The organism is Paucibacter aquatile (genome assembly GCF_002885975.1).
Lineage (GTDB): Bacteria > Pseudomonadota > Gammaproteobacteria > Burkholderiales > Burkholderiaceae_C > Paucibacter_A > Paucibacter_A aquatilis.
The window spans coordinates 2,032,074-2,055,966 of record NZ_POSP01000003.1 but is presented as its reverse complement, the minus strand read 5'-3'; the positions used below and the strand labels follow the sequence as shown (position 1 = coordinate 2,055,966).

20 protein-coding genes are annotated in these 23,893 nt (G+C 67.8%); 10 read left to right on the top strand and 10 right to left on the bottom strand.

What is annotated here, in order from left to right:
• Nucleotides 1-38: 38 nt before the first annotated feature.
• Genes C1O66_RS12075 through C1O66_RS12065 form a run of 3 tightly spaced genes read right to left on the bottom strand, consistent with a single transcriptional unit; the run spans nt 39 to nt 4,705 of the window.
• On the bottom strand, nt 39-1,739 hold the full coding sequence (locus C1O66_RS12075; RefSeq protein WP_133155187.1) for a caspase family protein: 1,701 nt from the start codon (nt 1,737-1,739) through the stop codon (nt 39-41).
• Nucleotides 1,736-2,725 carry a hypothetical protein gene (locus C1O66_RS12070; RefSeq protein ID WP_102768100.1) on the bottom strand — a complete coding sequence of 330 codons (990 nt, stop codon included), beginning with the start codon at nt 2,723-2,725 and terminating at the stop codon, nt 1,736-1,738. The genes C1O66_RS12075 and C1O66_RS12070 overlap by 4 nt, the downstream gene beginning before the upstream one ends.
• Before the next feature lie 45 nt (nt 2,726-2,770).
• Nucleotides 2,771-4,705: a hypothetical protein gene (locus tag C1O66_RS12065; RefSeq protein ID WP_102768099.1), complete on the bottom strand. Its 1,935-nt coding sequence runs from the start codon at nt 4,703-4,705 to the stop codon at nt 2,771-2,773.
• Between the two features lie 314 nt (nt 4,706-5,019).
• Between C1O66_RS12065 and C1O66_RS12060 the strand changes: the two genes are divergently transcribed.
• The 4 genes from C1O66_RS12060 (at nt 5,020) to C1O66_RS12045 (ending at nt 10,351) form a co-directional block, all read left to right on the top strand.
• Complete coding sequence (locus tag C1O66_RS12060; RefSeq protein WP_165794578.1) at nt 5,020-5,568, top strand: RNA polymerase sigma factor; 549 nt, start codon at nt 5,020-5,022, stop codon at nt 5,566-5,568.
• Nucleotides 5,565-6,293, top strand: coding sequence for a hypothetical protein (locus C1O66_RS12055; protein WP_102768097.1), 729 nt, complete (start codon nt 5,565-5,567; stop codon nt 6,291-6,293). The genes C1O66_RS12060 and C1O66_RS12055 overlap by 4 nt, the downstream gene beginning before the upstream one ends.
• The gene (locus tag C1O66_RS12050; RefSeq protein ID WP_102768096.1) at nt 6,290-9,589 is read left to right on the top strand and encodes a CHAT domain-containing protein; all 3,300 of its coding nucleotides are present in this window, start codon (nt 6,290-6,292) and stop codon (nt 9,587-9,589) included. The genes C1O66_RS12055 and C1O66_RS12050 overlap by 4 nt, the downstream gene beginning before the upstream one ends.
• A 117-nt stretch (nt 9,590-9,706) precedes the next feature.
• Nucleotides 9,707-10,351, top strand: coding sequence for a 2-hydroxychromene-2-carboxylate isomerase (locus C1O66_RS12045; protein WP_243392779.1), 645 nt, complete (start codon nt 9,707-9,709; stop codon nt 10,349-10,351).
• A gap of 12 nt (nt 10,352-10,363) precedes the next feature.
• Here C1O66_RS12045 and C1O66_RS12040 read toward each other — a convergent pair whose 3' ends face one another.
• Nucleotides 10,364-11,197, bottom strand: a complete 834-nt coding sequence (locus tag C1O66_RS12040; protein WP_102768095.1) for a substrate-binding periplasmic protein — start codon at nt 11,195-11,197, stop codon at nt 10,364-10,366.
• A gap of 69 nt (nt 11,198-11,266) precedes the next feature.
• The gene (locus C1O66_RS12035) at nt 11,267-14,854 is read right to left on the bottom strand and encodes an indolepyruvate ferredoxin oxidoreductase family protein (RefSeq protein WP_102768094.1); all 3,588 of its coding nucleotides are present in this window, start codon (nt 14,852-14,854) and stop codon (nt 11,267-11,269) included.
• A 123-nt stretch (nt 14,855-14,977) separates the two neighbouring features.
• Between C1O66_RS12035 and C1O66_RS12030 the strand changes: the two genes are divergently transcribed.
• Nucleotides 14,978-15,448 carry an Lrp/AsnC family transcriptional regulator gene (locus C1O66_RS12030; protein ID WP_102768093.1) on the top strand — a complete coding sequence of 157 codons (471 nt, stop codon included), beginning with the start codon at nt 14,978-14,980 and terminating at the stop codon, nt 15,446-15,448.
• 10 nt (nt 15,449-15,458) lie between these two features.
• Here the strand turns inward: C1O66_RS12030 and C1O66_RS12025 are convergent, their stop codons facing one another.
• Both C1O66_RS12025 and C1O66_RS12020 read right to left on the bottom strand, forming a co-directional pair.
• Nucleotides 15,459-16,337 (bottom strand): AraC family transcriptional regulator, encoded by an 879-nt coding sequence (locus C1O66_RS12025; protein ID WP_133155186.1) that lies wholly within the window; start codon nt 16,335-16,337, stop codon nt 15,459-15,461.
• A 25-nt stretch (nt 16,338-16,362) separates the two neighbouring features.
• Nucleotides 16,363-17,016, bottom strand: coding sequence for a LysE family translocator (locus tag C1O66_RS12020; protein ID WP_102768091.1), 654 nt, complete (start codon nt 17,014-17,016; stop codon nt 16,363-16,365).
• A gap of 261 nt (nt 17,017-17,277) precedes the next feature.
• Here C1O66_RS12020 and C1O66_RS12015 point away from each other — a divergent pair, with 261 nt between their 5' ends.
• Nucleotides 17,278-17,682 carry a VOC family protein gene (locus C1O66_RS12015; RefSeq protein WP_207795943.1) on the top strand — a complete coding sequence of 135 codons (405 nt, stop codon included), beginning with the start codon at nt 17,278-17,280 and terminating at the stop codon, nt 17,680-17,682.
• Between the two features lie 190 nt (nt 17,683-17,872).
• On the opposite strand, the gene C1O66_RS12010 is transcribed toward C1O66_RS12015, so the two are convergent.
• The 3 genes from C1O66_RS12010 to C1O66_RS12000 all read right to left on the bottom strand — a co-directional run bounded on the left by C1O66_RS12010 (nt 17,873) and on the right by C1O66_RS12000 (nt 19,637).
• Nucleotides 17,873-18,178: a hypothetical protein gene (locus tag C1O66_RS12010; RefSeq protein WP_102768090.1), complete on the bottom strand. Its 306-nt coding sequence runs from the start codon at nt 18,176-18,178 to the stop codon at nt 17,873-17,875.
• 66 nt (nt 18,179-18,244) lie between these two features.
• Entirely contained in the window at nt 18,245-19,117 is an 873-nt protein-coding gene (locus C1O66_RS12005) for a DUF4399 domain-containing protein (protein ID WP_102769620.1), read from the bottom strand.
• Nucleotides 19,118-19,292: 175 nt separating this feature from the next.
• Nucleotides 19,293-19,637 (bottom strand): zinc ribbon domain-containing protein YjdM, encoded by a 345-nt coding sequence (locus C1O66_RS12000; RefSeq protein ID WP_102768089.1) that lies wholly within the window; start codon nt 19,635-19,637, stop codon nt 19,293-19,295.
• Between the two features lie 406 nt (nt 19,638-20,043).
• Between C1O66_RS12000 and C1O66_RS11995 the strand changes: the two genes are divergently transcribed.
• Genes C1O66_RS11995 through C1O66_RS11980 form a run of 4 tightly spaced genes read left to right on the top strand, consistent with a single transcriptional unit; the run spans nt 20,044 to nt 23,797 of the window.
• Nucleotides 20,044-20,904, top strand: a complete 861-nt coding sequence (locus C1O66_RS11995) for a class I SAM-dependent methyltransferase (protein ID WP_102768088.1) — start codon at nt 20,044-20,046, stop codon at nt 20,902-20,904.
• A 41-nt stretch (nt 20,905-20,945) separates the two neighbouring features.
• Nucleotides 20,946-21,818 carry a Rossmann-like and DUF2520 domain-containing protein gene (locus C1O66_RS11990; protein WP_102768087.1) on the top strand — a complete coding sequence of 291 codons (873 nt, stop codon included), beginning with the start codon at nt 20,946-20,948 and terminating at the stop codon, nt 21,816-21,818.
• Between the two features lie 42 nt (nt 21,819-21,860).
• Nucleotides 21,861-23,090, top strand: coding sequence for a GGDEF domain-containing protein (locus tag C1O66_RS11985; RefSeq protein ID WP_102768086.1), 1,230 nt, complete (start codon nt 21,861-21,863; stop codon nt 23,088-23,090).
• 26 nt (nt 23,091-23,116) lie between these two features.
• Nucleotides 23,117-23,797, top strand: coding sequence for a CBS domain-containing protein (locus C1O66_RS11980; protein WP_102768085.1), 681 nt, complete (start codon nt 23,117-23,119; stop codon nt 23,795-23,797).
• The last annotated feature ends 96 nt before the right edge of the window (nt 23,798-23,893 follow it).

The window sequence follows — 23,893 nt, the reverse complement described above, 5'->3', positions numbered from 1 at the left end:
GAAGATCCTGGCAGGTCGGCGAGTGTCGAAGCCGGCGATCAGAGCTTGATCTGGTTGCCCAGGCCGGCGTAGGCAAACACCGGGGTCTGCTGCGGCATGGGGCAGTCACGTCGGCGCCGGCAGATGTCTCGCGATTGCTCGATCACCTTGGGTCGGATCTCCTTGACCACCAATTGCTCGATGGAGCTGCGCCCTTGGGCTGCGCGCAGGGCTGCCAGCATGTGCACCGTGAAGATGCCGCCTTTTGCGGGGGTGTCCCAAGACACCTCTTCGCTGCTGGCGGCGGTTACCACGGCAAAGGCCTTGCCGTCGCCGGCACCGAAGCCCTGGGCCACGCGATTGGCATCAGGGCCGCCGATGCCCTGGGCGGCTTGCACGCCCTGGGCCGAAATCTCGACAGTCACCAGATCACGGGCCGCATTGCCCGAAAAGCAGGTGTCGATCACCCACAGCACCTGCTGGCAGGGCAGCGATTTGCACAGGCTTTGCAGCTCCCAGAAGTCCAGGGCCGAAGCGTTGTCGCCGCTGCGCTTGAAATCGGACAGGATGGGCGCGCCATAGCCCGAGATTGAGATGTCCTTGGAGCCGCCATGGGCGGACAGAGCGAACACCACCATATCGTCCGGCGCCACCTGGCGAGCCAGTTGCTTGAGCGCGCGTCGGATGGCCTCGCTGGTGGCGTCGGCATTGCGCAGCACGGCCAGGTTCTTGCGTGGCATGCCCATGTCCAGCATGGCCTGGGCGAAGTTCTCCGTGTCCTTGGCCACGCCTTGCAGATCGCTGATTTCGATGCCCTCGCGCTGGCGCACGCTGGAGTAGTCGGAAATGCCCACGACCAGGGCCCAGCGCTTGCTGGGCGGCGGCAGGCTGAGGCTCGGGTTGGCTGCTGCGGGCGGCATGGGAGTGGGCGCCGGCGTTGGCGCAGCTGGGGGCGCAGCTGTGGGTGCCTGCGAGGGCGCCGGCGAAGGTACAGCTGGGGGCGCTGCGGGTGGCGGAGGAGGAGGAGGGGGTGGAGGCGCGGCTGGCGGCAGCTGTGTTTCCGGCGTGCTGATGGTCTGGCTGCTGGCCACCAGATCGGCGTTGCCGCCGGGCTTGACGGGCGCCATGCTGTGCTGGCGCAGGCGCTGGCCGGTGCGCTCGGCCAGATCGCGGGCGGCCTGGCGGGCGGCCAGCTCCAGGGCACGGCGCTCGCCAAACTCCTGCTGGCCATCCTCCAGCCGCGTGAACATCTGACCCCGACCTTCATCGGACACCAGGATCTGGCGGCCGACGAAGACGCGGGCCTGCAGCCGCACCTCGGCGATGCCGGCTTCCTGCCCGGGCACCGGGCGCAGATTGCGGTAGGCGCTGAAGACCATGGAGTAACCGGCATCTTCAGCGAAGGTGACGACCACGCCGGGGCCACCATCCATCAGCTGGTAGACCTGGGCGCTGGGCTGCAACACGCGCAGGCCTTGCTGCTGGAAGGCTTCTTCCAGGGACAGGGTGGCGGTCTGCACGACCGGGTCCAGCCGGGCCGAGGCACCGGCCGCCTCGCGGCGGTAGAGCACGGTCACGGGCAGGGCCTGGGGCGAGGGCGCCGAGCCGGCCGGCCGGGGCGCGGCCAGCAAGCCCAGGCCGGCCGAGGCCGAGCCCAGCGTGGCCAGGCTGGGACTCAGGCCCAGGGCCGTGCCGCGCTGGATCAGCGTGCGCCGGCTCAGCTGCGGCAGGGGTGGTGGGGTGAGGCGGCGCTCCATCATTCCATCCTCGCGCCGTTGTCCTTGGAGTACTCGCTGAGCACGGCATAGTCGCCCGGCTGCACCTGGTGCTGCGGGTGCTTGCGGATGATGTCGCACTGGCTGGTGTTGCTGCCCACCCCGTCGCAGCGAACCGCCGCCACGGGGATGGTGCTGCTGATCTCCTCTTTGCCATTGGGCAGGCGCAGGGTGCGCACGCGGAAGACCACCAGCTCATCCTTGCCCTGGAAGCCCTGGCGGATGCCGCCGAACAGGCCCATGGTGTCGCCGTCCAACGAGACCACCTTGCCCAGGGGGCGGAACACCTCCTGGATGCGCAGCGTGGCCTCCTTGAAGGCGCGGTGCATGGCCTTTTTGTAGTCATTGGCCAGGGCCTGTTGCACCTGGGGCTGGTTGGGCTTGTCCTGCGGTCCCAGCACGGTGCGGTCGCCGCTGCTCTGGCCGCTCTGGCCTTCCACCGAGATGGCGCGGTCCTGCAGCAGCTCGCCGGTGTAGAGGTCCTTGATCTGCAAGGACAGCAGCACGCGCGTCACCGCCACGCGACGACCGCCTTCCATGGGCTCCAGGCTTTGCCAGGCATCTTTGACCATGGCCGCCACCTGGAAGCTGGAGGCCTCGGCCGTGACGCTGTTGCCCATCTCCAGCACGTCGAAGCGGCGCGAGGCCAGGATGGTGTCCATGAGATTGCGGTTCATCTGCCGCTTGCTCAGGCCCACGGCCTGGGCCATCTCGGGCGGGAACAACAGCTTGGGGTTGCTGGGGTCGCCGATGCTTTCCATGCTCACGTAGAGCTTGGTGCGGGCGGCCTGGTCGATGGTTTGCAGGCCGCCGAGGTAGACGCCCGAGGGCATGCGGATGGCACCCTGGCTGAGCTCGATCTTGTCCTTCTCGTGCGGGCTGGGCGGGTTGCTCTTGCAGCCGGCCAGGGCCAGCAGCAGGCAGGTCAGGGCGGCCGAGGCGGCTTGGGTGGGGGAACAGAGGCGAGGCATGGCGAAAGCTCCGTCGGTGAGTGGTGGGGATGGGGGGAGGGGCGTTCAACGGCCTGTGAGTTGGGACTTGGCCGGCGTGCTGGCTGCGGGCTTGCCGCCGGCCGCCGTCTTGCCGCCGCTGGCCTTGTCCTTGTCCTGGCGGCTTTGCTCGACTTTGTCGCGCGGCTTGGGCGCGGGCGGCGCGGACTTGCCTTGGTCCTCACCGGCGACGGGCGTGACCAGGCTGCGGCAGCCATCGACCTGGGCCTCGTAGGCATAGACGGCCTGCATCGATGGGACTGCGCGCACGCTGACGCGGCCCAGGTCCAGGCTGGCGCGCATGGCCGAGCCCTCACGGTTGGCAAAGATCAGGCGCAGCAGCTGGTCATTGCTCAGCTCGCGGCTGCGTTCGCTCACGCTGCGCTGGATCTGCGAGAGCGCACCGCCGCTGTCGTCGCTCAGCCGCCGGTGGTCGCGGCGCAGCAGCTTGTCGCCGAGCTCCAGCTCGCGTGCGTTGTCGGGCCGGCCGGAGAAGCTGGCCGCGAAGCTGAAGCCCTGAAGGTCCGCCTGTTTGAAGTAGGCCCGGGCCGCCAGGTCGCGCTGATCGGCGGGCATGGTGCGGTCCAGCATGCGGCCGGCTTCGGCCCGGTCGCAGAGGTAGACACGGTAGATCAGGCCCAGCGCGTGGTCGCGGAACAAGGCCTCGCGCAGCAGGCCGCCGGCCTCGCTCTTGTCCAGCTCGGCCAGCACTTCGGCGGCGCTGCCCAGCTCCAGGATCTGCTCGCCTTGGCTCAGGCGGAAGCGGGCCGGTCGCACGGCCTTGCCCAGGTCGGGGAAGATGCCCTGGGTGGTGACATCCCAGCTCAAGCCCAGGCCCCGCTTGACCTCGACGCCATAGCCCAGCACCAGGGGCAGGGCGGCCAGCATCTCCTCGTTCTTCTTGTCCTTGTAGACGCGCAGCAACTGCCGCCCGAAGCCCGAGACCAGGCTGCCGAAAGCCGCGCCGCCCACCATGGAGCGCACATAGGCTTGGGTGCGTTTGCTGCTGCGGTCCACGCCACTGCGGTAGTCGGCGTAGAGCGCCGGGTCGCGCTGACGCAGCAGGCGCAGGGCCAGGTTCTGCACGCCCATATCGTTGGAGAATTCCTTGAGGCTCAGGCTGTTGCGGCGCTGAGCCAGAAACTCCTGGTCCGCCGGGCTGAAGCCCGCGGCCTGGCTGGCCTTGCTGGCGCCACCTTGCTGCAGCAGCTCGTAGAGCAGACCTGCCGCCTGCTCGCGGCGCTCGATCAGTTTGAGGAAGTCGTCCTCGATGCCGGCAAAGTCCTTGCGTGCCTGGTCGAGCTGCTTGTTGCTCAGGCGCATGGCCACCAACATGGCTGCCATGCTGACCAGGCGGCGCTTCTGCTGGGCATTCAGGCCGGCGCCCGAGGGCAGCTCGATCTTTTCGTCGGCCAAGGCCTGCTTGGCCTCCAGCAATGCGCCGAGGTATTGATCCAGCTCCTGGGCAGATCCATTGCTCTTGAGCATCTTGTCGAGCTGGCTTTCCAGCCCGCTCAGGGCGGCACCGATCGCCACACTCTGGAGTTCCGCTGCCACTGAGCTTTTGTCGACGCCGCTGCCGGGCCGGGCCGCCAGGTCCTGCGCTCCCACCAAATCCATCCAACCGGCGCCGCTCTTGAGCTTGCTCGCGGTCTGGCGAATGGCGATCAGCTCAAACAACAGCTCTTCACCGCTGACCTGCTTTTTCTGGAAGAACTGGTCGATGAAAGCGTCGCTGATCACGGCCTTGCCACCTGCACCCACGGGTGGTGGCGCGATCGCTGGCAATCCGCTGTGGGTGCGCGAGGGGGGCGTGACGAAGGGCAGATCCGGCATGCTGTCCTTGATCTTCTGAATCGGATTGCTGGCGCAGCCGGCCAGCGTCATCAGGGCCAGCAGCAGCGGCAGACTCGGCAGGCGCAGCGCCCGGTGGGGCGCAATCGTTGGATGGCAAGGGTTCACGGGCTTCCTCCAGGGCGGGCTTTGGCGCCGCAATGCAGCGGCATGGAGGCAGGGACGGAGCGCCGGGCGATTCGTCAGGGGCAAATGACCTGGGGTTTTCACCGGGGTGTTTGTGATCCATCTGGCCCTGACGTTGGCTTCATCGCTACGTCTCTGGCTTGTGCTGGCGGCTTTCTGGCCCGGTAAGCGGCCTCAGCGCTGACAAGCTGTCGCAATTGCTCGTTAGACTCACTTTGTTACAAAAACCGGTGGGAGCAATCGGCGATATGGAACGAGAGGTGTTCAAGCGGGCCTGTGCGCAAGGAGGCGAAGACATGCGGCTCGCGTTTCGTCAGCTCTACGAGGACTATGGCCGCGCCCTGCTGCGCGAATGCAGCATGTGCCTGCGGGACCCGGAGGCGGCGCGCGATGCCTTGCAGAACGCGCTCTTGCGCATCTGGAAGTCCTGTGCCAGCTACCGTGGGGATTCCGAGTTGTTTCCCTGGCTCAAGCGGGTGGCCCGCTCGGTGGCCATCGACGAGTTGCGTGCCAGCGCGGTGCGCCCGCCCAGCAGCCACAGCCTGGCGGCGGCGCAGGAGCCCGATCCCGCCTTGCCCGACGAGTTGCCCGGGCCTGAGGCCTTGACCGCCTCACGCCTGGCCCTGGCGCGTTACCGCGAGTGCGAGGCCCGCTTTCGCGAGGCCGAACCTGAGGCCGCCGCCGTCATCCGCTGGATTGCCGAGGATGAGCTGAGCATCGAGGACGTGGCCCGACTGCTCAATCGCACGCCTCAGGCCACGCGGCAGTATCTTTACCAATGCCGTCGCAAGGCGCGGCACTATCTGGCGCCCTGGTATGCCGAGGTGGCCGGAGGAGAACGATGATGGCCGATCAACAAGACCCTCTGAGCCGCGCGCAAGAGGCCGAGCTGGACGCCTGGCTGTGCGGTTTGCGTGGCCAGCCAACGCCGGCGCCCGGTGCCGGCCCGCAAGCCCATGCCGAAGGTCAATGCCTGCAGCGCGCCGTGTCGGCCACGCCCACCGAGCTTCCCTTGTTGACCCCGCGCGAGTTGGAGGCGGTGCTGGCGCGCGCCGAGCGCGAGGGCCTGTTCCGTGCGGCGGGCTGCCAGCGCTGCCGGGTCTGGCGAGAGGACTTGCGAGAGGCCTTGCGAGAGGCCTTGCGAGGGGTCTGGCAGGCGCCCGCCTGGCGCTGGGGCGGAGCCTTCTCGGGCGCCCTGGCGCTGAGCTTGATGGTGTGGTTGGGCTTGCCGCACGATGCAAACTGGCCCAGCGATGAAGCGGCACAGCCCGCGGCCAGCGCGTCCGGCGAGAGTGAGGTGACCCGGGGCAGCGACGGCGTGCTGCAGCTGCGGGTGCCCGAGCCGCAGGCATGGCGCGAAGCATTGGCCCAGGATCTGCAAGCCCAGGGTCTGGAAGTCAGGCGTTATGAGCGCTTGGGCCGACTGGGTCTGGATGTGGAGTTGAGCGGCCTGAGCGCCGAACGTTTGCCCGTGGTGCAGGCGATTCTGAAACGCCGCAGCATTCCCTGGCCGAGCGACGGTGTCTTGATATTGGAACTGAGCGCCGGCCCGGCGCCCGCCCGACCATGATGTGGCGCGGGGGTGTGGCGGCCTGGCTGCTGGCCATGGGCCTGCTGACCGTGCCTGCGTGGGCCGCAGCACCGGACAATCGAACCGACAGCCGCGCCGTTCCTGAGACGAGCCGTCAGGCCTTGCTGACCCTGTGCGAGGGGGCGCCCGCAGCCGGCGAAGCCCGCTGGCCCATGCTGGAGCAGCTGTTGCGTGAACCCGCTGCTGCGCTGGCCCGGGTCTGCGCCCAGCCCCCCAAGGAAGCGGTCGCCCTGGCCGTGGCCCTGCAGCAGGCCCGCATGGCCTGGCAGTTGCTGGAGCGACCCTTCAGCACCGCGCTGAAAGACATGCTGGCCCGGCTGGAACCGGCGGCTGAGGCCCCTGGTTTCGAGGAGGCACGGGTCTGGCACCTGATGCAGGCTGCGCGCGCCCTCCTGGACCGTGCCGCCCGTGACGAGGCCGTGCCCTTGGTGGCCGAGGCCCTGGCCCTGCAGTCCCGGCTTCCGGCTGCAAGCGCCGAGGGAGACGCCATGCGGGCTCAGCTGCGGCTGCTGGAGGTGGCCGCCAGCTGGCGCCGCCAAGCGCCGGGTTGGGTGGAGCGCAGCGAGGCCAGCCTGAGCGAAGCCGAGGCCTTGCTGCAGGGTCAAGGCCTGGCCGTCAGCGCGCTGATGGGTGAGATCCTGAATCTGCGCACCGTCGTCAGCCATGCCCAGGATCAGCTGGCCCTGGCCGCCGGCTATGCCGAGCGGGAGGCCGAGCTGTTGCGCCAGATGGGGCGCGGTGATGCGCCCGATATGCTGGATGCACTGGCCTCGATGGCGGCCATCTACGGGCAGATGGAGCGCATGGACCGCTCGCAGCAGGCCCTGGAGGACGCGCTGCGCATCATCGAGCACCACCCCGACGCCAACCCCTCGGCTCAGCTGGGCGTGTTCCACAACCTTTCGTCCAATTACCTGCACTACGCCCGTCTTGACGAAGCGCTGGCGTTGGCGCTGCGCGCCGTGGCGCTGGCCGAAGCAACGTTCGGGGCCAAGAGCCCGCGCGTGCTGCCCTATCGCATGACGCTGCTGAATCTGCGCATGAGCCAGGGTCAGCTGGGCGAAGCCTTGACGGCCAGCGAGGCCCTCGATGCTTTGCTGAGCCCGGACATGCTTGGCACGGTGGGTTTGGCCCGACTCATCCGTGCCCGCCATCTGCAGTCGGTGCTGTGGCTGCGGCTGGGTCAACCCCGGCGCGCCGCCGAGCTGTTGACGCCGCTCCTGTCCGAGAGCGAAGGGCGCAAAGACCTGGGCTACTGGCGATCGCGCTTGCTGCTCAGCCATGCGGCGGTGCAAATGCAGCTGGGCCAGCCGGCCCTGGCCGCCCGTGATTACGAACAAGCCCTGCAGGCCTTGCGCCAGATCGTCGGTGACACGCCCTCGCTGCTGCTGGAGGCGTACAACGGCCGCTGTCGTGCCGCGGTGGCCCAGCGTGGCACGGGCTTGCCTTGCGAGGAACTGCAGCAGTTCCTGGCGCAGCATCCCGATTACGACGGCCTGCCGCCGGCCGATCGGGCGCGCTCCCACAAGACCTTGGCGCAATGGCAGGACGGTCTCGCGGATTGGCCGGCCGCCTTGGAGCACCATCTGCGCGGTCTGGCCGCTGCGGGCAGCTATGCGGCGCCCGCCCCGCTGTGGGACAACCTCCATGGCCTGGCACGCCACTGGGCCTTGCGTGGCCGCGAGGACCTGGCCATGCAGCTGGGTCGCCAGAGCCTGGATCAGATCGAGCTGATGCGTCAGGACCTGCGCGGCAAGCGGCCGGGCCAGGAGCGCGGCTTTGTTCAGGAGCTGTCCTTTGTGTACCGCGACCAGGCCGCCTGGCTGGCGCGTTCGGGGCGCATCGCCGAGGCGCAGGATGTGCTGCGCGACTGGTCGGCGCTGGAGCTCGACGAGTTCAGCGATGGGCAGCTGCACGTGCGGCGCTCGGCCCGCTTGCGGGCGCCCGAGGCACTGCTGGGCTTCAGCCCCAGCGCCGCCGGCCTCGAACGTGGCGGGGCCGATGCGCCGCCCGCAGCCTCGCCAGGCAGCGAGGTCTTGAGCCCGCGCCGCCTGGCGCAGTCTCAGCAGCAGTGGCGTGCCCAACGGGAAGGCGAAGCAATGAGGCTGCAGCAATGGCAGCAGTGGATGCAGCAGATGATGCAGACCCAACCCGCACAGCCCCTGGCGGCCAGGCCCGGGCTGCCGGCCGGTACCAGGCGGCAGCGGCCTGCGGCCGGCGTGCTGGAGGTCTGGAGCATTTCGGGTCAGGAGCGGCTCAATCTGCTGATGGTTCATGCCGGCGGCCAGTCGCAGATCGAGCTGGCCTGGCCGGCGCGTCAGCTGGGCCAGGATGTGGCCGAGCTGCTGCGCAAGATCGAGGCGCGCGAGCCGGTTGATGCCGAGCTGCGCCACTGGTTCCAGCGCCTGGGCCATCCTCTGCTGCGGGCCGCCCGGCATGCCAAGGCCAAGCAAGTGGAGCTGGTTCTCGACGGTGCGCTGCGCTACCTGCCCCTGGGCCTGCTGCGCGGGCCCGAGGGCTATCTCGGCCAAAGCTTGCGCCTGGTGCAACGCCTGCCCGAGGGCGGCGCCCGTGAGCTGGCGGCCCGCTCGCCGCCATGGACCGAGCGGCGCTTGCGTGCCTTCGGTAGCAGCCAGGCCGTGGCCGGACTGCCAGCCCTGCCTGCCGTGGCGCAGGAAATCTGCGAGCTGGTGGCGGGCCCGATCGAGGGGCTGGGCACAGGCGTCTGCACGGGCGGGCCGGGTTTGTGGCGGGGCCAGGGCTGGCTGGATGCCAGCTTCACCCACCGCACCTTGCAGGAGGAGTTGCAAGCGGCAGCTCGCAAGGAAGCGGGCGGCCTGTTGCATCTGGGCACGCACTTCACTTTGCGTCCCGGCGTGATGTCGCGCTCCTGGCTGCGCCTGGGGGATGGCCAGCGCCTGCACCTGGCCGAGCTGGCGCGCATGCCCTTCACGCACACCCAGCTGGTGACGCTGTCGGCCTGTTCCACGGGCCTGGGCGGTGGCGACGATGGATCCGGGGCTGAGGTGGCCGGGCTCAATGCCAGCCTTTTGCAGGCCGGCGCCAGCGAAGTCTTGTCCAGCCTCTGGAGCGTGGACGACGCCGCCACCCGGCGCTGGATGCGAGCCTTCTATGCCGCCCTGCGTCGCCATGGCGACAGCGCGCGCGCCTTGCAGTCGGCCCAGCGCGAGTTTCTGGCGCGGTCTGCGGGCGGGCAATCGCATCCTTTCTACTGGGGCGCCTTCTATCTGGCGCGTGCGGCCACGCAGCGCTGAAGCCGGTATGGGGCGCTCAGCCCGGGCGCCAGCCGCACCGGGTGCCGCGCCTGCTGGTAAGTCTGGCTGCAAGAACGGGCCCGAATGGTCTATGGTTCCAAGATGCTTGAAACCACCATGCCCGAACGTTCAGCGCAAGCCATGCAAAAAGGCCCGCTGCATTTCTATTTCGATTTTTCCTCGCCCTACAGCTACATCGCCTCGGAGTGGGTCGATGCCGTCGCGGCGCGCCATGGCCGGCGTGTGCAGTGGCATGCCATCTTGCTGGGCGTGACCTTTCAGGTGGCCGAGCTCAAGCCGCAGATCGAGCACCCGCTCAAACGCGATTACGCGTTTCGAGATTTCGCTCGCTCGGCTGCCTTTGCCGGTTTGCCGTATCAGCAGCCCGCGCGCTTCCCGATTGCGACGCAGAACGCCGCTCGTGTGTTCTGGTGGCTGCATGAGACGCAGGGCGCTGCGGCCGCGGTGGCCTGGGCCCGCGCCGGGCTGCGCGCCTATTTCACCCGCGGTGTGTCGCTGGACGACCCGGCCCAGCTCAAGGCCCTGGCGGCCGAGAGCGGCCTCGATGCCGACGCGGCCGAGCAGGCCTGGAGCGACCCGGTCTGGAAGGACAAGCTCAAGACCGTCAACAGCGCTGCGATTGCCGCTGGCGTGTTCGGCGCACCTTACTTTCTGATCGACGGTGAAGCCTTCTGGGGCAATGACCGCCAGGCGCAGATCGAGCGCTGGCTGGCCACCGGCCCCTTCAAGGGCCTGGTGTGAAGCGCGCCTGAATCAGGGCTGGGGCGTCAGTCCTGCGGCGCGCAGCAGGCGCCGGTAGCTGCCGTCCTGCTTCATGGCCTGGAAGGCCTGGTCGAAGGCCAGGCGCAGCGCTTCGCCCTCCGGGTGGCGGTGGCTGAAAGCCAGGTAGGTGGGCTTGCGCTCCAGGCCCGGCTCCAGCCACTGGACCCTGGCGCGCAGCTCGGGCTCGCGAGCCAGCTGGTAGAGGCCGGCGGAGCGTTCGCCGAAGGCCAGGTCGACGCGCTCCTTGGCCAGCTTGTGAAGGTTGGTGTTCAAGGCGCTGGCCAAGTCGAGCTTGAGACCGGGCTGGCGCGGCGCCTCGGGCAGGTAGCTGCCACGTTCAACGCCGATGCGCAGGCGCTGCAGTGCCTCGGGGCTGGCTACTGCCGGCTGCTCGCCGCGCAGCACGAAGAAGCCCAACTCCTGTTCCAGCAGCGGGGCGCTGTAGCTGAACAGCTGGTCGCGCGCGGCATTGCGCCAGATGCCCAGGATCAGGCAGTGGCCCTCTTCGCCCTCTTTCAAGATGCGTGCCCAGGGCATGAACTCGGCCTGCATGGCGTAGCCCGCGCGCTGGAAGGCCTGCTGCGCGAGATCCAGCACCGGGCCCATGCGCGGCAGGCGCGGGCTGTTGTAGGGCGGGAAATCGCCGACGCAGACGCGCACGGTGGGGCGTGTGGCGGTCGAATGTGTTGCGGGTGGCGCGCTGCCTTGCGCGAACGCAGTGCCACTCACGGCCAGCAGCCAGATGGCCAGCAGGCGCGCGCCCCAGGCCGGCGCATCAGCGTGGAGGATGGGGGCAGGGGGGCGAGCCCGTATCGTCAACAACATCTGGGCCCACCATAAGCCCAAATGCAGCCGCCTCAATCGGGCTTGCCCCGGGTGCCTGTGACCTACTGCTTACAGCTCGGCCACGCCCTTGACCCGCGCGGCCGGTACCGGCATGGCCACCGCTGCCTCTTGCACGCGACCGTGGAAGCGGTCCAGCAGCGCCTTCTGCTTGGCCCGGGCCGTCACCACATTGGCATGCTTGACGTGGCCGTAGCCACGGATCTGTTCGGGCAGGCGGGCCAGCTGCAGGGCGACATCCAGCTTGTCGGCCGTCAGGCCGGCCAGCAACTCGTCCACCAGGGCTTCGTAGTCCTGGATCAGCTGGCGCTCCATGCGGCGCTCTTCGGTCTTGCCGAAGACATCGAGCGCGCTGCCGCGCAGGCCCTTGAGCTTGGCCAGCAGCTTGAAGGCCTGGAAGGTCCAGCTGCCCATCTCGATCTTCTTGGCGCGGCCATCGGGGCCCGGCTTGGAGATCAGCGGCGGCGCCAGGTGGAAGCTCAGGCGCTCCCAGTTCTCGAACTGTTCCTTCATCGCGCGCTCGAACTGGCCGTCGGTGTAGAGCCGCGCGACTTCGTACTCGTCCTTGATGGCCAGCAGCTTCGCGTAGTAGCGGGCCACGGCCTTGGTGAGGCGCTCGGCCTTGCCGGCCTCGCCCAGCTGGCCTTCGGCACTGCGCACGCGCTGCACCAGGGCCAGGTAGCGCTGGGCGTAGGCGCTGTTCTGGTAGGCCGTCAGGTGGGCGCTGCGGCGGGCCAGCAGGCCGTCCGGGCCGTCGAGCTTGTCGAAGTTCAGCACCTGCACGACCGCTTGGCTGCGGCCGGCCAGGCGGCGCAGGGCCTCGGGCGCGGCGATCGCGAGGCGGCCCAGGGCGAAGGCGGTCTTGTTGCCTTCCACGGCCACGCCGTTCAGTTCCATGGCCCGCATCAGCGCAGCTTCGGACAGCGGCACCAGGCCGCGCTGCCAGCAGGCGCCCAGCATGATGATGTTGCTGGGCATGGTGTCTCCCATCAGCTCCTGGGCAATCGCCTGGGCGTCGATGGTGCTCATGAGGCCAGCGTCGCCACCGACGGCATGCTGCATCTTGGCCAGCAGCGAGTCGGCCTGTAGGTTGGCATCGGGGTTGCGCACAAAGGCTGCGGTGGGCAGCTCATGGGTGTTGGCCAGGATGACGGTGCGGCCCGGCTTGACCGTGCCCAGCGCGTCCGGGCTGGCGCCCACCACCATGTCACAGGCCAGCAGCACATCGGCCTGTTGCGTGTCGATACGCACCTGGTTGAGCAGGTCTTGCGTCGGCGCCACGCGCACAAAGGACAGCACCGAGCCGCCCTTTTGCGCAAAGCCCATGAAGTCCAGCACCGAGGCCTGCTTGCGCTCCAGATGCGCGGCCATGCTGATCAGGGCGCCCACGGTCACCACGCCGGTGCCGCCCACGCCGGTGACCAGCAGGTCGAAGGGACCCGTCCAGTTCCAGGGTTTGGGGGCGGCAATCGCGGCCAGCTCGCGCGCCAGATCGGCCGGCGTGTAGCTGGCGCCAGCGCGCTTTTTCAGCTGCGCGCCATGCACCGAGACGAAGCTCGGGCAGAAGCCGTTGACGCAGGAGAAATCCTTGTTGCAGCTGCTTTGCTCAATCACGCGCTTGCGGCCGAAATCGGTTTCTACCGGCACGACCGACAGGCAGTTGCTGGCCTGGCCGCAGTCACCGCAGCCCTCGCAGACCTGCTCGTTGATGAAGATGCGCTTCGGCGGGTCGACGAACTCTTTCTTCTTGCGACGGCGGCGCTTTTCGGCGGCACAGGTCTGGTCGTAGATCAGCACCGTCACGCCTTCGATCTCACGCAGCTCGCGCTGCACCGCGTCCAGCTCGCTGCGGTCGTGGAAGGTGGTGCCCGGCGGGAAGAGGTTCTCGTGGCCCTGGTACTTCTGCGGCTCGTCGCTGACCACCACCAGGCGCTTCACGCCCTCGGCCTCCACCTGGCGCGCGATCTGAGGCACGCTGGTGGTGCCGTCCACCGGCTGGCCGCCGGTCATGGCGACGGCGTCGTTGTAGAGGATTTTGTAGGTGATGTTGGTCTTGGCGGCGATGGCCTGGCGGATGGCCAAGTAGCCTGAGTGGTAGTAGGTGCCGTCGCCGAGGTTCTGGAACACATGCTTCTCGGTCGTGAAGCGGCTGTGCGCGGCCCAGTCCACGCCCTCGGCGCCCATCTGGATGAGCCCTGAGGTGCCACGTTCCATCCAGCTGGCCATGAAGTGGCAGCCGATGCCGGCCAGGGCCCGCGAGCCCTCGGGCAGCTTGGTCGAGGTGTTGTGCGGGCAGCCCGAGCAGAAGTAGGGCTGGCGGCGCACGCCATCAGCCGCGTTGGACAGCAGGCAGGGGGTAAGAAAATCCACCACCAGATGGCGGCGGTCCAGGGCGGGGTTGAGGCGGGCCAGCCAGTCGGCCACCGTGTTCATGATGCGCGAGGGGCGCAGCTCGCCGAGCGCGCTCAGCACGGCCTGGCCATGCTCATCGGTCTTGCCCACCACGCGCGGGCGCTGTGCGTCGGGCAGGTGGTAGAGCAACTCCTTGATCTGGCGCTCGACGACCGGGGCTTTCTCCTCGATCACCAGCATATCGGTCAGGCCCTGGGCGAACTCGCTCATGCGCGAGGCCTCCAGCGGGAACACCAGGCCCACCTTGTAGACCCGCACGCCGGCGGCGGCCAGGGCATTGGGGTCCAGGTCCAGGCGGCGCAGCACTTCCATGAAGTCGTAATGCGCTTTGCCCACGGTGACGATGCCCAGCGTAGCGCGCGGGCTCACGACGATGTGCTTGTCGATGCTGTTGAGCTTGGCAAAAGCCTTGACGGCGTTCAGCTTGTGCTCAAGGCGCGTCTCCAGTTCCAGCGAGGGCAGGTCCACCGCGCGGATGTGCAGGTCCACCGGCGGCTTGTGGTCCACCGGCAGCTCAAAGTCCAGCGGCACGCTGTCCAGGTCCACCGTCATGCCCGACTCCACCACCTCAGAGATCGCCTTGAAGCCGACCCAGGTGGACGAAAAACGGCTCAGCGCCCAGCCGTAGAGCCCGAACTCCAGATACTCCGCCACATTGCCCGGGTGCACGATGGGCATGTGCCAGGCCTGCAGAGCCAGATCGCTCTGGTGCGGGGTGCTCGACGAGACACAGCCATGGTCGTCACCGCAGACCACCAGCACGCCGCCTAACTTTGAGGTGCCGTAGACATTGCCATGCTTGAGCGCATCGCCCGAGCGGTCCACGCCCGGGCCCTTGCCGTACCACATGGCGAACACCCCATCGGCCGTGCGCTTGGGGTCCAGGGCCACGCGCTGCACGCCGAGGCAGGCGGTGGCGGCCAGGTCTTCATTGATGGCGGGCAGGAAGTTGACCTTGGCCGCATCGAGGAACTTCTTGGCCTTCCAGAGCTGCTGGTCCACCATGCCCAGCGGGCTGCCACGGTAGCCGGAGACAAAGCCGGCGGTGTTCAGGCCCTTGCTTTCGTCCTGCGCTTTCTGCGCCAGCAGCAGGCGCACCAGGGCTTGGGTGCCGGTCAGGAAGACCGCGCCGCTGGTTGCTGCGAGGTTGTCCGAGAGCTTGTAGTCCCGCAGCGCGGGGGCCTGAGGAGCCGCAGGGCTGACGGTGGGTGTTTCTGAACTGGACATGGGCTTTCCTCGCGAGACGAACGATGGCTGCCGGGGATTTTTCGTCAGAGAGCCAAGTGTTTGTTGCTCTGTTTGCCGCTGTCAAGCCGGTGAATGAGAGAATTCCTCTCAAAGGAGTCTCAAATGGAGATGGATCGTTTCGATCGCGCCACGCGCCAGATTCTCGAAGCCCTGCAGGCCGACTGCCGCCAGAGCACCCAGGCCCTGGCCGACCAGGTGGGCCTCTCTGCCACACCGGTCTGGCGCCGCATCAAGGAGCTGGAAGACAGCGGCGTGATCCGCCGCCATGTGGCCCTGGTGGACCGCGAAAAGCTGGGTTTGAATATCTGCGTGCTGGCCAATGTCTCGCTGGTGCGGCACAGCGAGGGTGCGGTGGAGCAATTCGAGCGCCTGGTCCTGGCCAGCCGAGAAATCATCGAGTGCCACGGCATCACCGGCGAGGCCGATTACGTGATCAAGGTCGTCGTGCCCGATATGAAGGCCTACGACGCCTTTCTGCAAAGCCAGATCTTCAAGGTCCCCGGCGTGGCCAGCGTGCGCAGCAATGTGGTGCTGCGGGAGGTGAAGTACGAGACAGCGTTGCCGGTCGGGTGAGCTCGGTCGCTCAATCGCGGCTCTGGTAGTTGCCGGGCGTGGTGGCGTGCCGTTTCTTGAAATGCCGCTGGAAATGCGACTGGTCGCTGAAACCGAGCTCCAGAGCCACCTCGCTCAAGGGCAGGCCTTGCTTGAGCAGGCGTTTGGCGCGGTTCAGGCGCAGGTCGATCTGGTAGGCGTGCGGTGTCAGGCCGAAGGCGTGCTTGAAGCGGCGTAGCAGCTGGAACTCGCTCCAGCCGCCAAGCTGCGCCAGTTCCTCGAGTGACAGGGCCTGGCTCATCTGCGTCTCGATCCGCTGGCGCACGGCTTGCAAGGCGGCATCGTCCGAAGCAGACGCGCCGGCGGCGAGCGGCGTCGGCGAGGCCTCAGGCGCTCGCGCCTGCAAGGCATGATCGGCGACGAAATTCAGCAACTGCTCGTTCAGCTCCAGCGGGTCCGGCGGGCACGGAGCCGCCAGGGCCTCGCAGATCAGGCTCAGGGCCGCGTAGACCTCGCGGGAGTCGCTGGCGTGCTGACTCAGCGGCAGGGCGCCTGTCTCTCCGCCCAAGGGCAGGAAGCTGCGATGCAGCCAACTTGCATCGACATACAGCATGCGGTAGGACCAGGCCTGCGCTTCGCTGGGGTTGCAGGAATGCGCCAGACCGGGCTCCATCATCACGGTCATGCCGGCACGCAGGGGGCTGAGGGTTTCCTCGCCGCGCCCGTGGCGGAACAGGGCCTCGCCGGCATCGACGGTGCCAAAGGCGTATTCCTCATGGGTATGGGTCTGGTAGCAATCGCGACTGCCGTTGGCCAGGCGCAGCTCCAGATGGGGCAGCAGTGTCTGGTGGCGGACAAAGCGATGCGGGTGGGCGAGCGGCATGGGCCGCATGGTAGCGAGTGGGCTCACACCTGCGGCTTCCGGACCCGCCACCTCAGCCGCCAGCCAGCATGCCGTAAATGGTCAGTAGCAGCAGGGCTGCCAGCATCCGGTTGAAGCCGCGTTGGTAGGCCGGCCGCGCCAGCCAGCGCCGAATCCACATGCCCAGCGCCGCCCAGGTTGAAACCGAGAGCCAGCACACCAGCAAGGAGATGGCACAAAACAGCTGCAGGCGCAGCGCTCCCTCCGGCCCGCTCGGCACGAACAGGCCCACGCCCGACAGCGCCACCAGCCAGGCCTTGGGGTTCAGGCCTTGGGTCAAGGCCCCCTGCAGCAGGCCATGCGTCCAGGCTCGCAGGGCGCTTGCGCCCCGTGGCGGCGCCTCTTCGGCCAGCGCTCCGGTCGGCGCTCCAGTCGGCGCACCGGGCGGCGCTGTGGCGATGCGCCAGGCCAGCAGCAGCAAATAGGCCGCGCCCGCCAAGGGCGCCAGCCGCGCCAGCTGTGGGTGAGCGACCAGGCTGATCTGCAGGCCGCTGCCCGCCAGCCAGACCACCGCGCCATAGCTCAGGCTCGCGCCCAGCACGAGCGGCATGGCCCGCACAAAGCCCTGCGCCGCCCCAGCCGCCGAGGCCATCACATTGACCGGCCCCGGTGAAATCGCGCCCGCCAGGGCAAACAGCACCATGGACATCCACACCGCGTTTTCCATCGCGCGCACCCTCCTCATCTCGTTTCATCTTGAAGTCTCATATCGCTGTGCAGCCAGCACTGCGGCTGGGTTTGAGCCTGTTCAGCATGAGCGCGAGTGTGGTGAAGCGGGGCGGGTTTGTATTGGATGAAATTGCAGGGCGGCGTGTGCTGCCGCTGGCGTCATGGGCTGCGCTGACTTGACATGAAGTGCATTTGAACTTTCAAGATTCGAGGCCTCGGTCAGCAAGACCATCAAGGACTGAAAGCAAGGAGCTTTTTCATGGAGCGCGATCAGACAGCTGCGTGGTCTCACGCCTATATGGAGCACGCCAACGTGACCGTTCACGATCTCGATGAGGTCAAGGACCTGCTGCTCTGTGCTTTGCCCGGCTGGCGCGTGCGCGGCGAGGGTAGGCTGGACTGGTTTGGCAATCGGACGATCAGCTGGCTGCACGTCGGGACCGAGCACTCCTACATCGCCCTGCAGAGTGCCGGCGGGGAAGGAGTGCATCCTGACTGGCGCAGCTCAGCCCTCGGCACCAAGCACATCGGCATCGTCGTTCCGTCGCTGAACGAGGCGCTGCAAAGGCTTGCCGCTGCCGGCTACACCCCTGACCACTGGGGCGGCGCCCGCCCCTTTCGCAAGAGCGCCTACGTGATGGCTTGGGAGGGGCTTGCAGTTTGAGTTTGTTGAGTACTTGTCGCTAAACCTGGGCGAGAGGAATGACTACATCCTGTAGTCAGTGGTCGAGGGGCAGAGGGCGTGCGAGTCGGTTCTCGGGGGGAGGCGTTACAAGACTCGGCCCGACCTGGGCGATAGGGCTGCGTCCATCCGTGGCAGTCCGCTCCCCCGGCCCTGAGTCAGCAGCGCCGAATCAGGCGGCGAGAGCCGGCAGGGCTCGCGCGATGAGCGAGGTGAGCGCCAGGGCATACAGCCATTTGCAGGCCTTGGGTGCTGCCAGTGGATTCAGCCCGCCGACCTGGCCGCGTACGGCCTCGGGATTGAGAAGCGTGGCGAGCATGAAAGCGGTGATGGCGACGCCTCCGAGTACGCTTCTTGCATCAAAGCTTCGGGATTCCATGGCTGCAAACAGCTCGATGGCCCAGGTGAAAGCGAGGAAGAGCGAAAACAGGAGGACGGTAAGCCGCTGCTTGGTGTTGAGATTTTTCCAGTCGAGCATGATGGGTGTTGGGCGCGCGGCATTGAATTGAAAGAGACCTACGGCGCCTCAGTCTTCCTTGAGGGTTCAGCGCCCCACCACCTGCAGCCCCTGCGCCGCGGCACTGAACAACACCTTGCCGGCCTGCACGTTGTCCACGAAATCGAGCTTGAGTTGGTATTTGCCTTTGGGCGGCTTGAGCCAGGCTTCGGTTTCGCCGCCGGGGAAGTTGAGGACCTCGGTCTTGCCGCCGCCCTCGGGTGCGATGCTCAGGCGGAAGTGGCCGGTGCCGGGTTCTTGCAGGGCCTGGTGCGAGACGTTCAGCTTGGAGGCGTGGAACAGCACTTGAACGGGGCTGCCGTCGCGCGCTTCGTTGCTCTTATCGCCGCTGCCCGCCACGCGCAGGCTGATGCCGGGCTGGCTCAGGGAGTCGGGCTTGATGCCTTCGTTGAACTTGGTGACCGTGATCTTCAGCGGCTTGCTGTAGACGAAATTGGGCACATGGCGGTGGTCGGCCAGCACCAGGCGCAGGGTGTAGTCGCCCGGTTTCAGCGTCAGCACGGTTTCCATCTGGCCTTTGCCAAAGTGGATGTACTGCTCGTTGAAGGGCAGGGGCTGGTTGAAATCCAGCGGCAGGTCGCGGTTGATCAGGAGGTGGTGGTGGCCGGTCTTGCCCTGCGGCTTGGTGATGGGCGCAATGCCCATGCCGGTCAGGCCGAAGGTCACGAGAAACGGCGTCTCGATCTTGGCGCCGTCTTGCAGATTGGTGAAATGGGTCTGCTGCGCCAAGCGTGGCGCGGAGGCCAGCCAGGGGTGGGGCGCTGAGCCCGAGGAGGATTGGGCTGCAGCCGGCGCTGCACCGAGGAGCGCCAGGGACAGGAGCAAGCTCAGGCGCGCGAGCAGTGACGCGGCGCTGCCGGTCCGGGAGTGCTGGGTCTGGCGCGGCTTCAGTGTGTACATCGTCTTCATCTTCATCATCGACTTCTTCTCTACGAATTCTTCATTCTGCGAAAGCGGGCTGCCCACAGGGCGCCCGTCTGTTCGTGTCGGCGGAGTGGTGGTGGAGGGGGGACTGACTACAAACTGCGGGGTTCAGTGCTCCTCGCCGGTCGGGGCTGGCAGGGGTTTTGGTGAATCAGGCCTTTTTCAGGAATTCGGACTTGAGCATCAGGCTCACGCCGTCGATCTTGCAATCGACATCGTGGTCGCCATCAACGAGGCGGATGCCCTTGGCCTTGCTGCCTTTTTTCAGGGTGATGGACGAGCCTTTCACCTTCAAGTCCTTGATCAGGATGACGCTGTCGCCATCGACCAGAACCTGGCCGTTGGCGTCGCGCACCACTTTGGCGGCCTCGCCGGGCTCGTCGGCGGACGGGGCCTCGGACGACCATTCAAAGCCACAGTCGGGGCAGATGAATTGCGCACCGTCGGTGTAGGTGTTTTCGAGCGTGCATTGGGGGCAGGCGGGCGGCGTGGACATGGCGGGTTCTTGGCTTGAGCTTTTCCCGCCGCGTGAACTGCGGGAGCGAGGGTTTCTTGCGGCTGGTTTGTGCGAATCGCGCGACACTGTAACCGAGTGCTTCAGCGCATGCGATCCTGAAAGCGCTGCCGCGCATGCCTCAGTCAGGGGGGGGCGCTGGCCGGTCGCCATGCCTTCCGGCATGGATTTGCGCTTGCGGCCATACTCTCGCCGGCAGCGCGGACGTACCGCAAGCGATCATCAAGGCGGGGCAAGGCCTCACCCTGCGGTTTCGCTGGACACGGCCCATTCACTCAAGCATCCCTTCGCTCGTTCATTGCGCGGGCGTCAGCTGTTTGGATGGCTCTGTGGCGGTCGCCGCGCATCACCCCAAACCCGTGTTCACCGCTGACCTGGAAGACCTGCCATGACGATGACCCGCCCCTTGTCTCTGAGCCTGCGCCTGGCGCTGGCGACCAGTGCCGCCATGTTTCTGGCCGCCGCGCCTGCCCACGCGGCGACAGACGCTGTTGCCAAAGAAGATGCGGCGCTGAAGGCCGCCATTGCCGGCAGCCACCGCACGCCGGCCAACGTGGCTCGCGACGGTGCCCGCCATCCTTACGAGACCCTGAGCTTCTTCGGCATCAAGCCGACCCAGACCGTGGTGGAGCTCTCGCCCGGCGGCGGTTGGTACACCGAGATTCTGGCGCCCTATCTGCGTGACAAAGGGCAGCTGATCCTGGCCGGCGACGACCCGGCTTCCGAGGTGCCGTATTTCCAGCGCAGCGCCGCCCGCATGAAAGCCAAGCTCGAAGCCCTGCCGGCCGTGTACGACAAGGTGCAGGTGACGGTGTTCGCGCCGGGCGCGGGCAAGTTCGATTACGCCAAGCCGGGTTCGGCCGATCTGGTGCTGACCTTCCGCAATGTCCACAACTGGATCTCGGCGGGTGAGGGCAAGGCGCAGGCCGTGTTCAACAGCGCCTTCGCGGCGCTCAAGCCCGGCGGCGTGTTTGGTGTGGTCGAGCACCGCCGCCCGGTCGCGCAGGCCCAGGATGCCAAGGCCTCCAGCGGTTATGTGCACCAGGCCTATGTGATCCAGTTGGCCGAGAAGGCCGGCTTCAAGTTGGCCGCCAGCTCCGAGATCAATGCCAACCCCAAGGACACGGCCGACCACGAAGGCGGCGTCTGGTCCCTGCCGCCGACCTTCGGCCTCAAGGACAAGGACCGCGCCCGTTATGAAGCCATCGGCGAGAGCGATCGCATGACGCTCAAATTCGTCAAGCCCTGAGCGGGCCTGAGCTTGGCAGCAGCGAGCCGCTGAACGCCTTCATGTTCGAGCGCATCGCCTTCATCGGCGCAGGCCGGCTGGCGCGCACCCTGGCCCCGGCCTGGGCGGCGGCCGGCCAGCGGGTGGTGGCCGTGGCCAGCCGCCAGCCTGGCGCCGCGCAAGACCTGGCCCTGCACCTGCCGGGCTGTCAGGCGCTGGCGCCCGAGGCGGCGGTGCATTCGGCCGATCTGGTGCTGCTGACCGTGGCCGACGACGCCATCGCCTCGGTCGCCGCCCGCCTGCCCTGGCGTTCGGGTCAGGCGGTGCTGCACTGCAGCGGCGCCACCGAGCTGGCGGCCCTGGCGCCAGCTGAAGCGCTCGGCGCGCGCATCGGCGGTTTCCACCCGCTGCAGATTTTTTCCGACCCCGCACGTGCGGCAGCCTTGCTCGCAGGCAGCACGGTGGGCATCGAAGCCAACGATGCGGCCTTGAGCGCGCGCCTGCACGACTTGGCCGCAGCCTTGGGGCTGAAGCCGCTGTCACTGCGCCCCGGCACCCGGGCGGCCTACCACGCGGCGGCCAATCTGGCCGCCAGCAGCCTGCTCGCGGTGTTGGCCGAAGCGCGCCAGGTCTGGGCCGCCATCGGCCTGCCGCCGGAGGCTGCCCTGGCCGCCCTGCTGCCGCTGGCGCGCGGCACGCTGGACGCGGCCGAATCGCGCGGTCTGGCTGGCGCGCTTTCGGGCCCGGTGGCGCGCGGCGATGCCGGCGTGTTGACCGCCCATCTGCAGGCCCTGGAGGGACTGGGCGCCGAGCATGCGGCGTTTTACCGCGCATTGCTGAGCCGCCAGCTGGATCTGGCCGCTGAAGCCGGCCGTCAGCCCGAGGCTCTGCTGGCCCTGCTGCGCCGTCAGCTGCAGCTGTTGCAGTCGTGCTAATTTCTTGTGCCGTCCGGGCGCGGGCGGCTCCTAGAATCCGGCATGCGTTTGGATGTCCCGACCCTGTTCGCTGTGGTGACGCTGGTGGCCTTGTTGATGGCCGGCTGGGTCAGCTTCATGGCCTGGGGCAAGCCCGCGCGTGATGCGCTCTGGGCCTGGGGCCTGGCCCTGGTGGCCTATGCGGCCAGCCATGTGATCTTTGCCGTGCTCAATGTCGTGCCTTCGCCGAGTTTGGTGGTGGCCGGCAATGTGGCCTACGGCGTTGCGCTCTCGCTGATGCTCTTGGCCATGCGCCGTTTCGATGGCCTGGATGCAAATGCCGGCCCGCCCGTCTGGGTGCAACTGCAGCTGGTCTTGCCGGTGCTTGCCATTGTCTTGCTCTACACCGTGCTCATGGAGCAGTACGCCGCGCGCGTGGTGGCGGGCTCCTTGGTGTTCTCGCTGCAGATCGGTTTCATCCTGCGCGCCTTGCTGGACCCGCGCCTGCCGCGCCCGGGGCGTGGCCGCTACATCCTGTTGACGGCCTTCTTTGCCCTGCTGAGCTCGCTGCTGCTGCGCGCCCTGGCCGCGGCCATGGGCTGGATGAGCAGCAATAACGACGAGGCCGGGCGGCTCTGGCTGACCATGGTTTTCGTGGTGGCCTTGTGCGCGGTGATCAGCATCTCGCTGGGTTTCGTCTACATGACCATGGAGCGGGCCGAGCAGCGCAATTTCGAGCTGGCGATGAAGGACATGTTGACCGGCCTGTCCAACCGCCGCGCCATCAGCGACCAGCTGCACATGGCGGTCTCGCGCGCCCAGCGGCAGGGCCAATACCTGAGCGTGCTGATGCTGGACATCGATCACTTCAAGCGCGTCAACGATGGCTACGGCCATCAGGCCGGCGATGCCGTGCTGCGCGGCGTGGCCCGTACCCTGCAAAGCCGTCTGCGTGCGCAAGACCAGATCGGCCGTTTCGGCGGTGAGGAGTTCTTGCTCATGCTGCCCGACACCCATCTGGAGGGCGCCACCACCCTGGCCGAGGCGCTGCGCCAGGCGGTGGAGGCCTCGCCCACGCAATGGGGGGCACACAGCATTTCCGTCACCATCAGCATCGGTGTGGCGGGCGGCGTGATCAGCGGCGCGCACACGGTGGACGGCCTGGTCGCTGCGGCCGATGCCGCCATGTACCGCGCCAAGCAGGGCGGCCGCAACCGGGTGGAGCTGGCCGATATGAGCAGCCTGCTGCCGGGAGGCCAGGCTGCGCTGCCGCCGGCCGTGCCGCGTGACTGAACCCACACCCTCGAGCTTTCGCCACCATGCTCACCGTCTACGGCCTCAACGGACGCATCTTCAGCGGCTCGCTCGAAGGGCTGCGCGAGCTGGGCCCGGTGCAGGCGGTGGCGCGCTTGCGCGCGGTCGAGCCGGTGCACCGTGATCAGGAGCCCAGCCTGCAGCGCGACCTGAGCGCACCCGGGATGCCGGGGCGCAAGGCCGGCCGGCAGGGCGCGCTGGCAGCCTATTCCGAGGCCCAGCAGCAAGCCCAGCCTGCCGCCTCGGGTGCGGGGGCTCGTCAGCCCCTGACTTTGACCGAGCAGCTGATGAGCCGCAAATTGATCACCGTGCCGGTGATGGCCAGCGTGGCCCAGGGCCTGGATCTGCTGGCCGAGGCCCGCGTGGGCCAGGCGCCGGTGCTGAACCCGCAGCAGCGCCTGGTCGGCCTGCTGCTGCGCGCCGATTTGCTGCCGGTGCCGCGGGATATTCAGGATGCCGCCGCCTGGGCGCGCTGGTTCAGCCGGCCGGTGGGCGAGGTGATGTGGAGCCCGGTACCCGCGGCCCGGCCCGACACGCCCATCCGTGAGGTGGCGCAGGCCTTGCTCGATCTGCGCCTGCCGGGCTTGCCGGTGCTGGATGAGTCCGGCGAGCTGGTCGGCTTCATCTCGCGCAGCGACATCCTGCGCGGCCTGAGCCGGGAGCCGCCCCTGGATTTGTGGGGTTGATGCGGCAGCCGCGGCCGTCAAATTTGCAGATTTCGGCATCTTTTTGCCGACACCGTGCGGAATTGCGAGGAGCGCTGGGCGTCGGCAAGGCTTGGG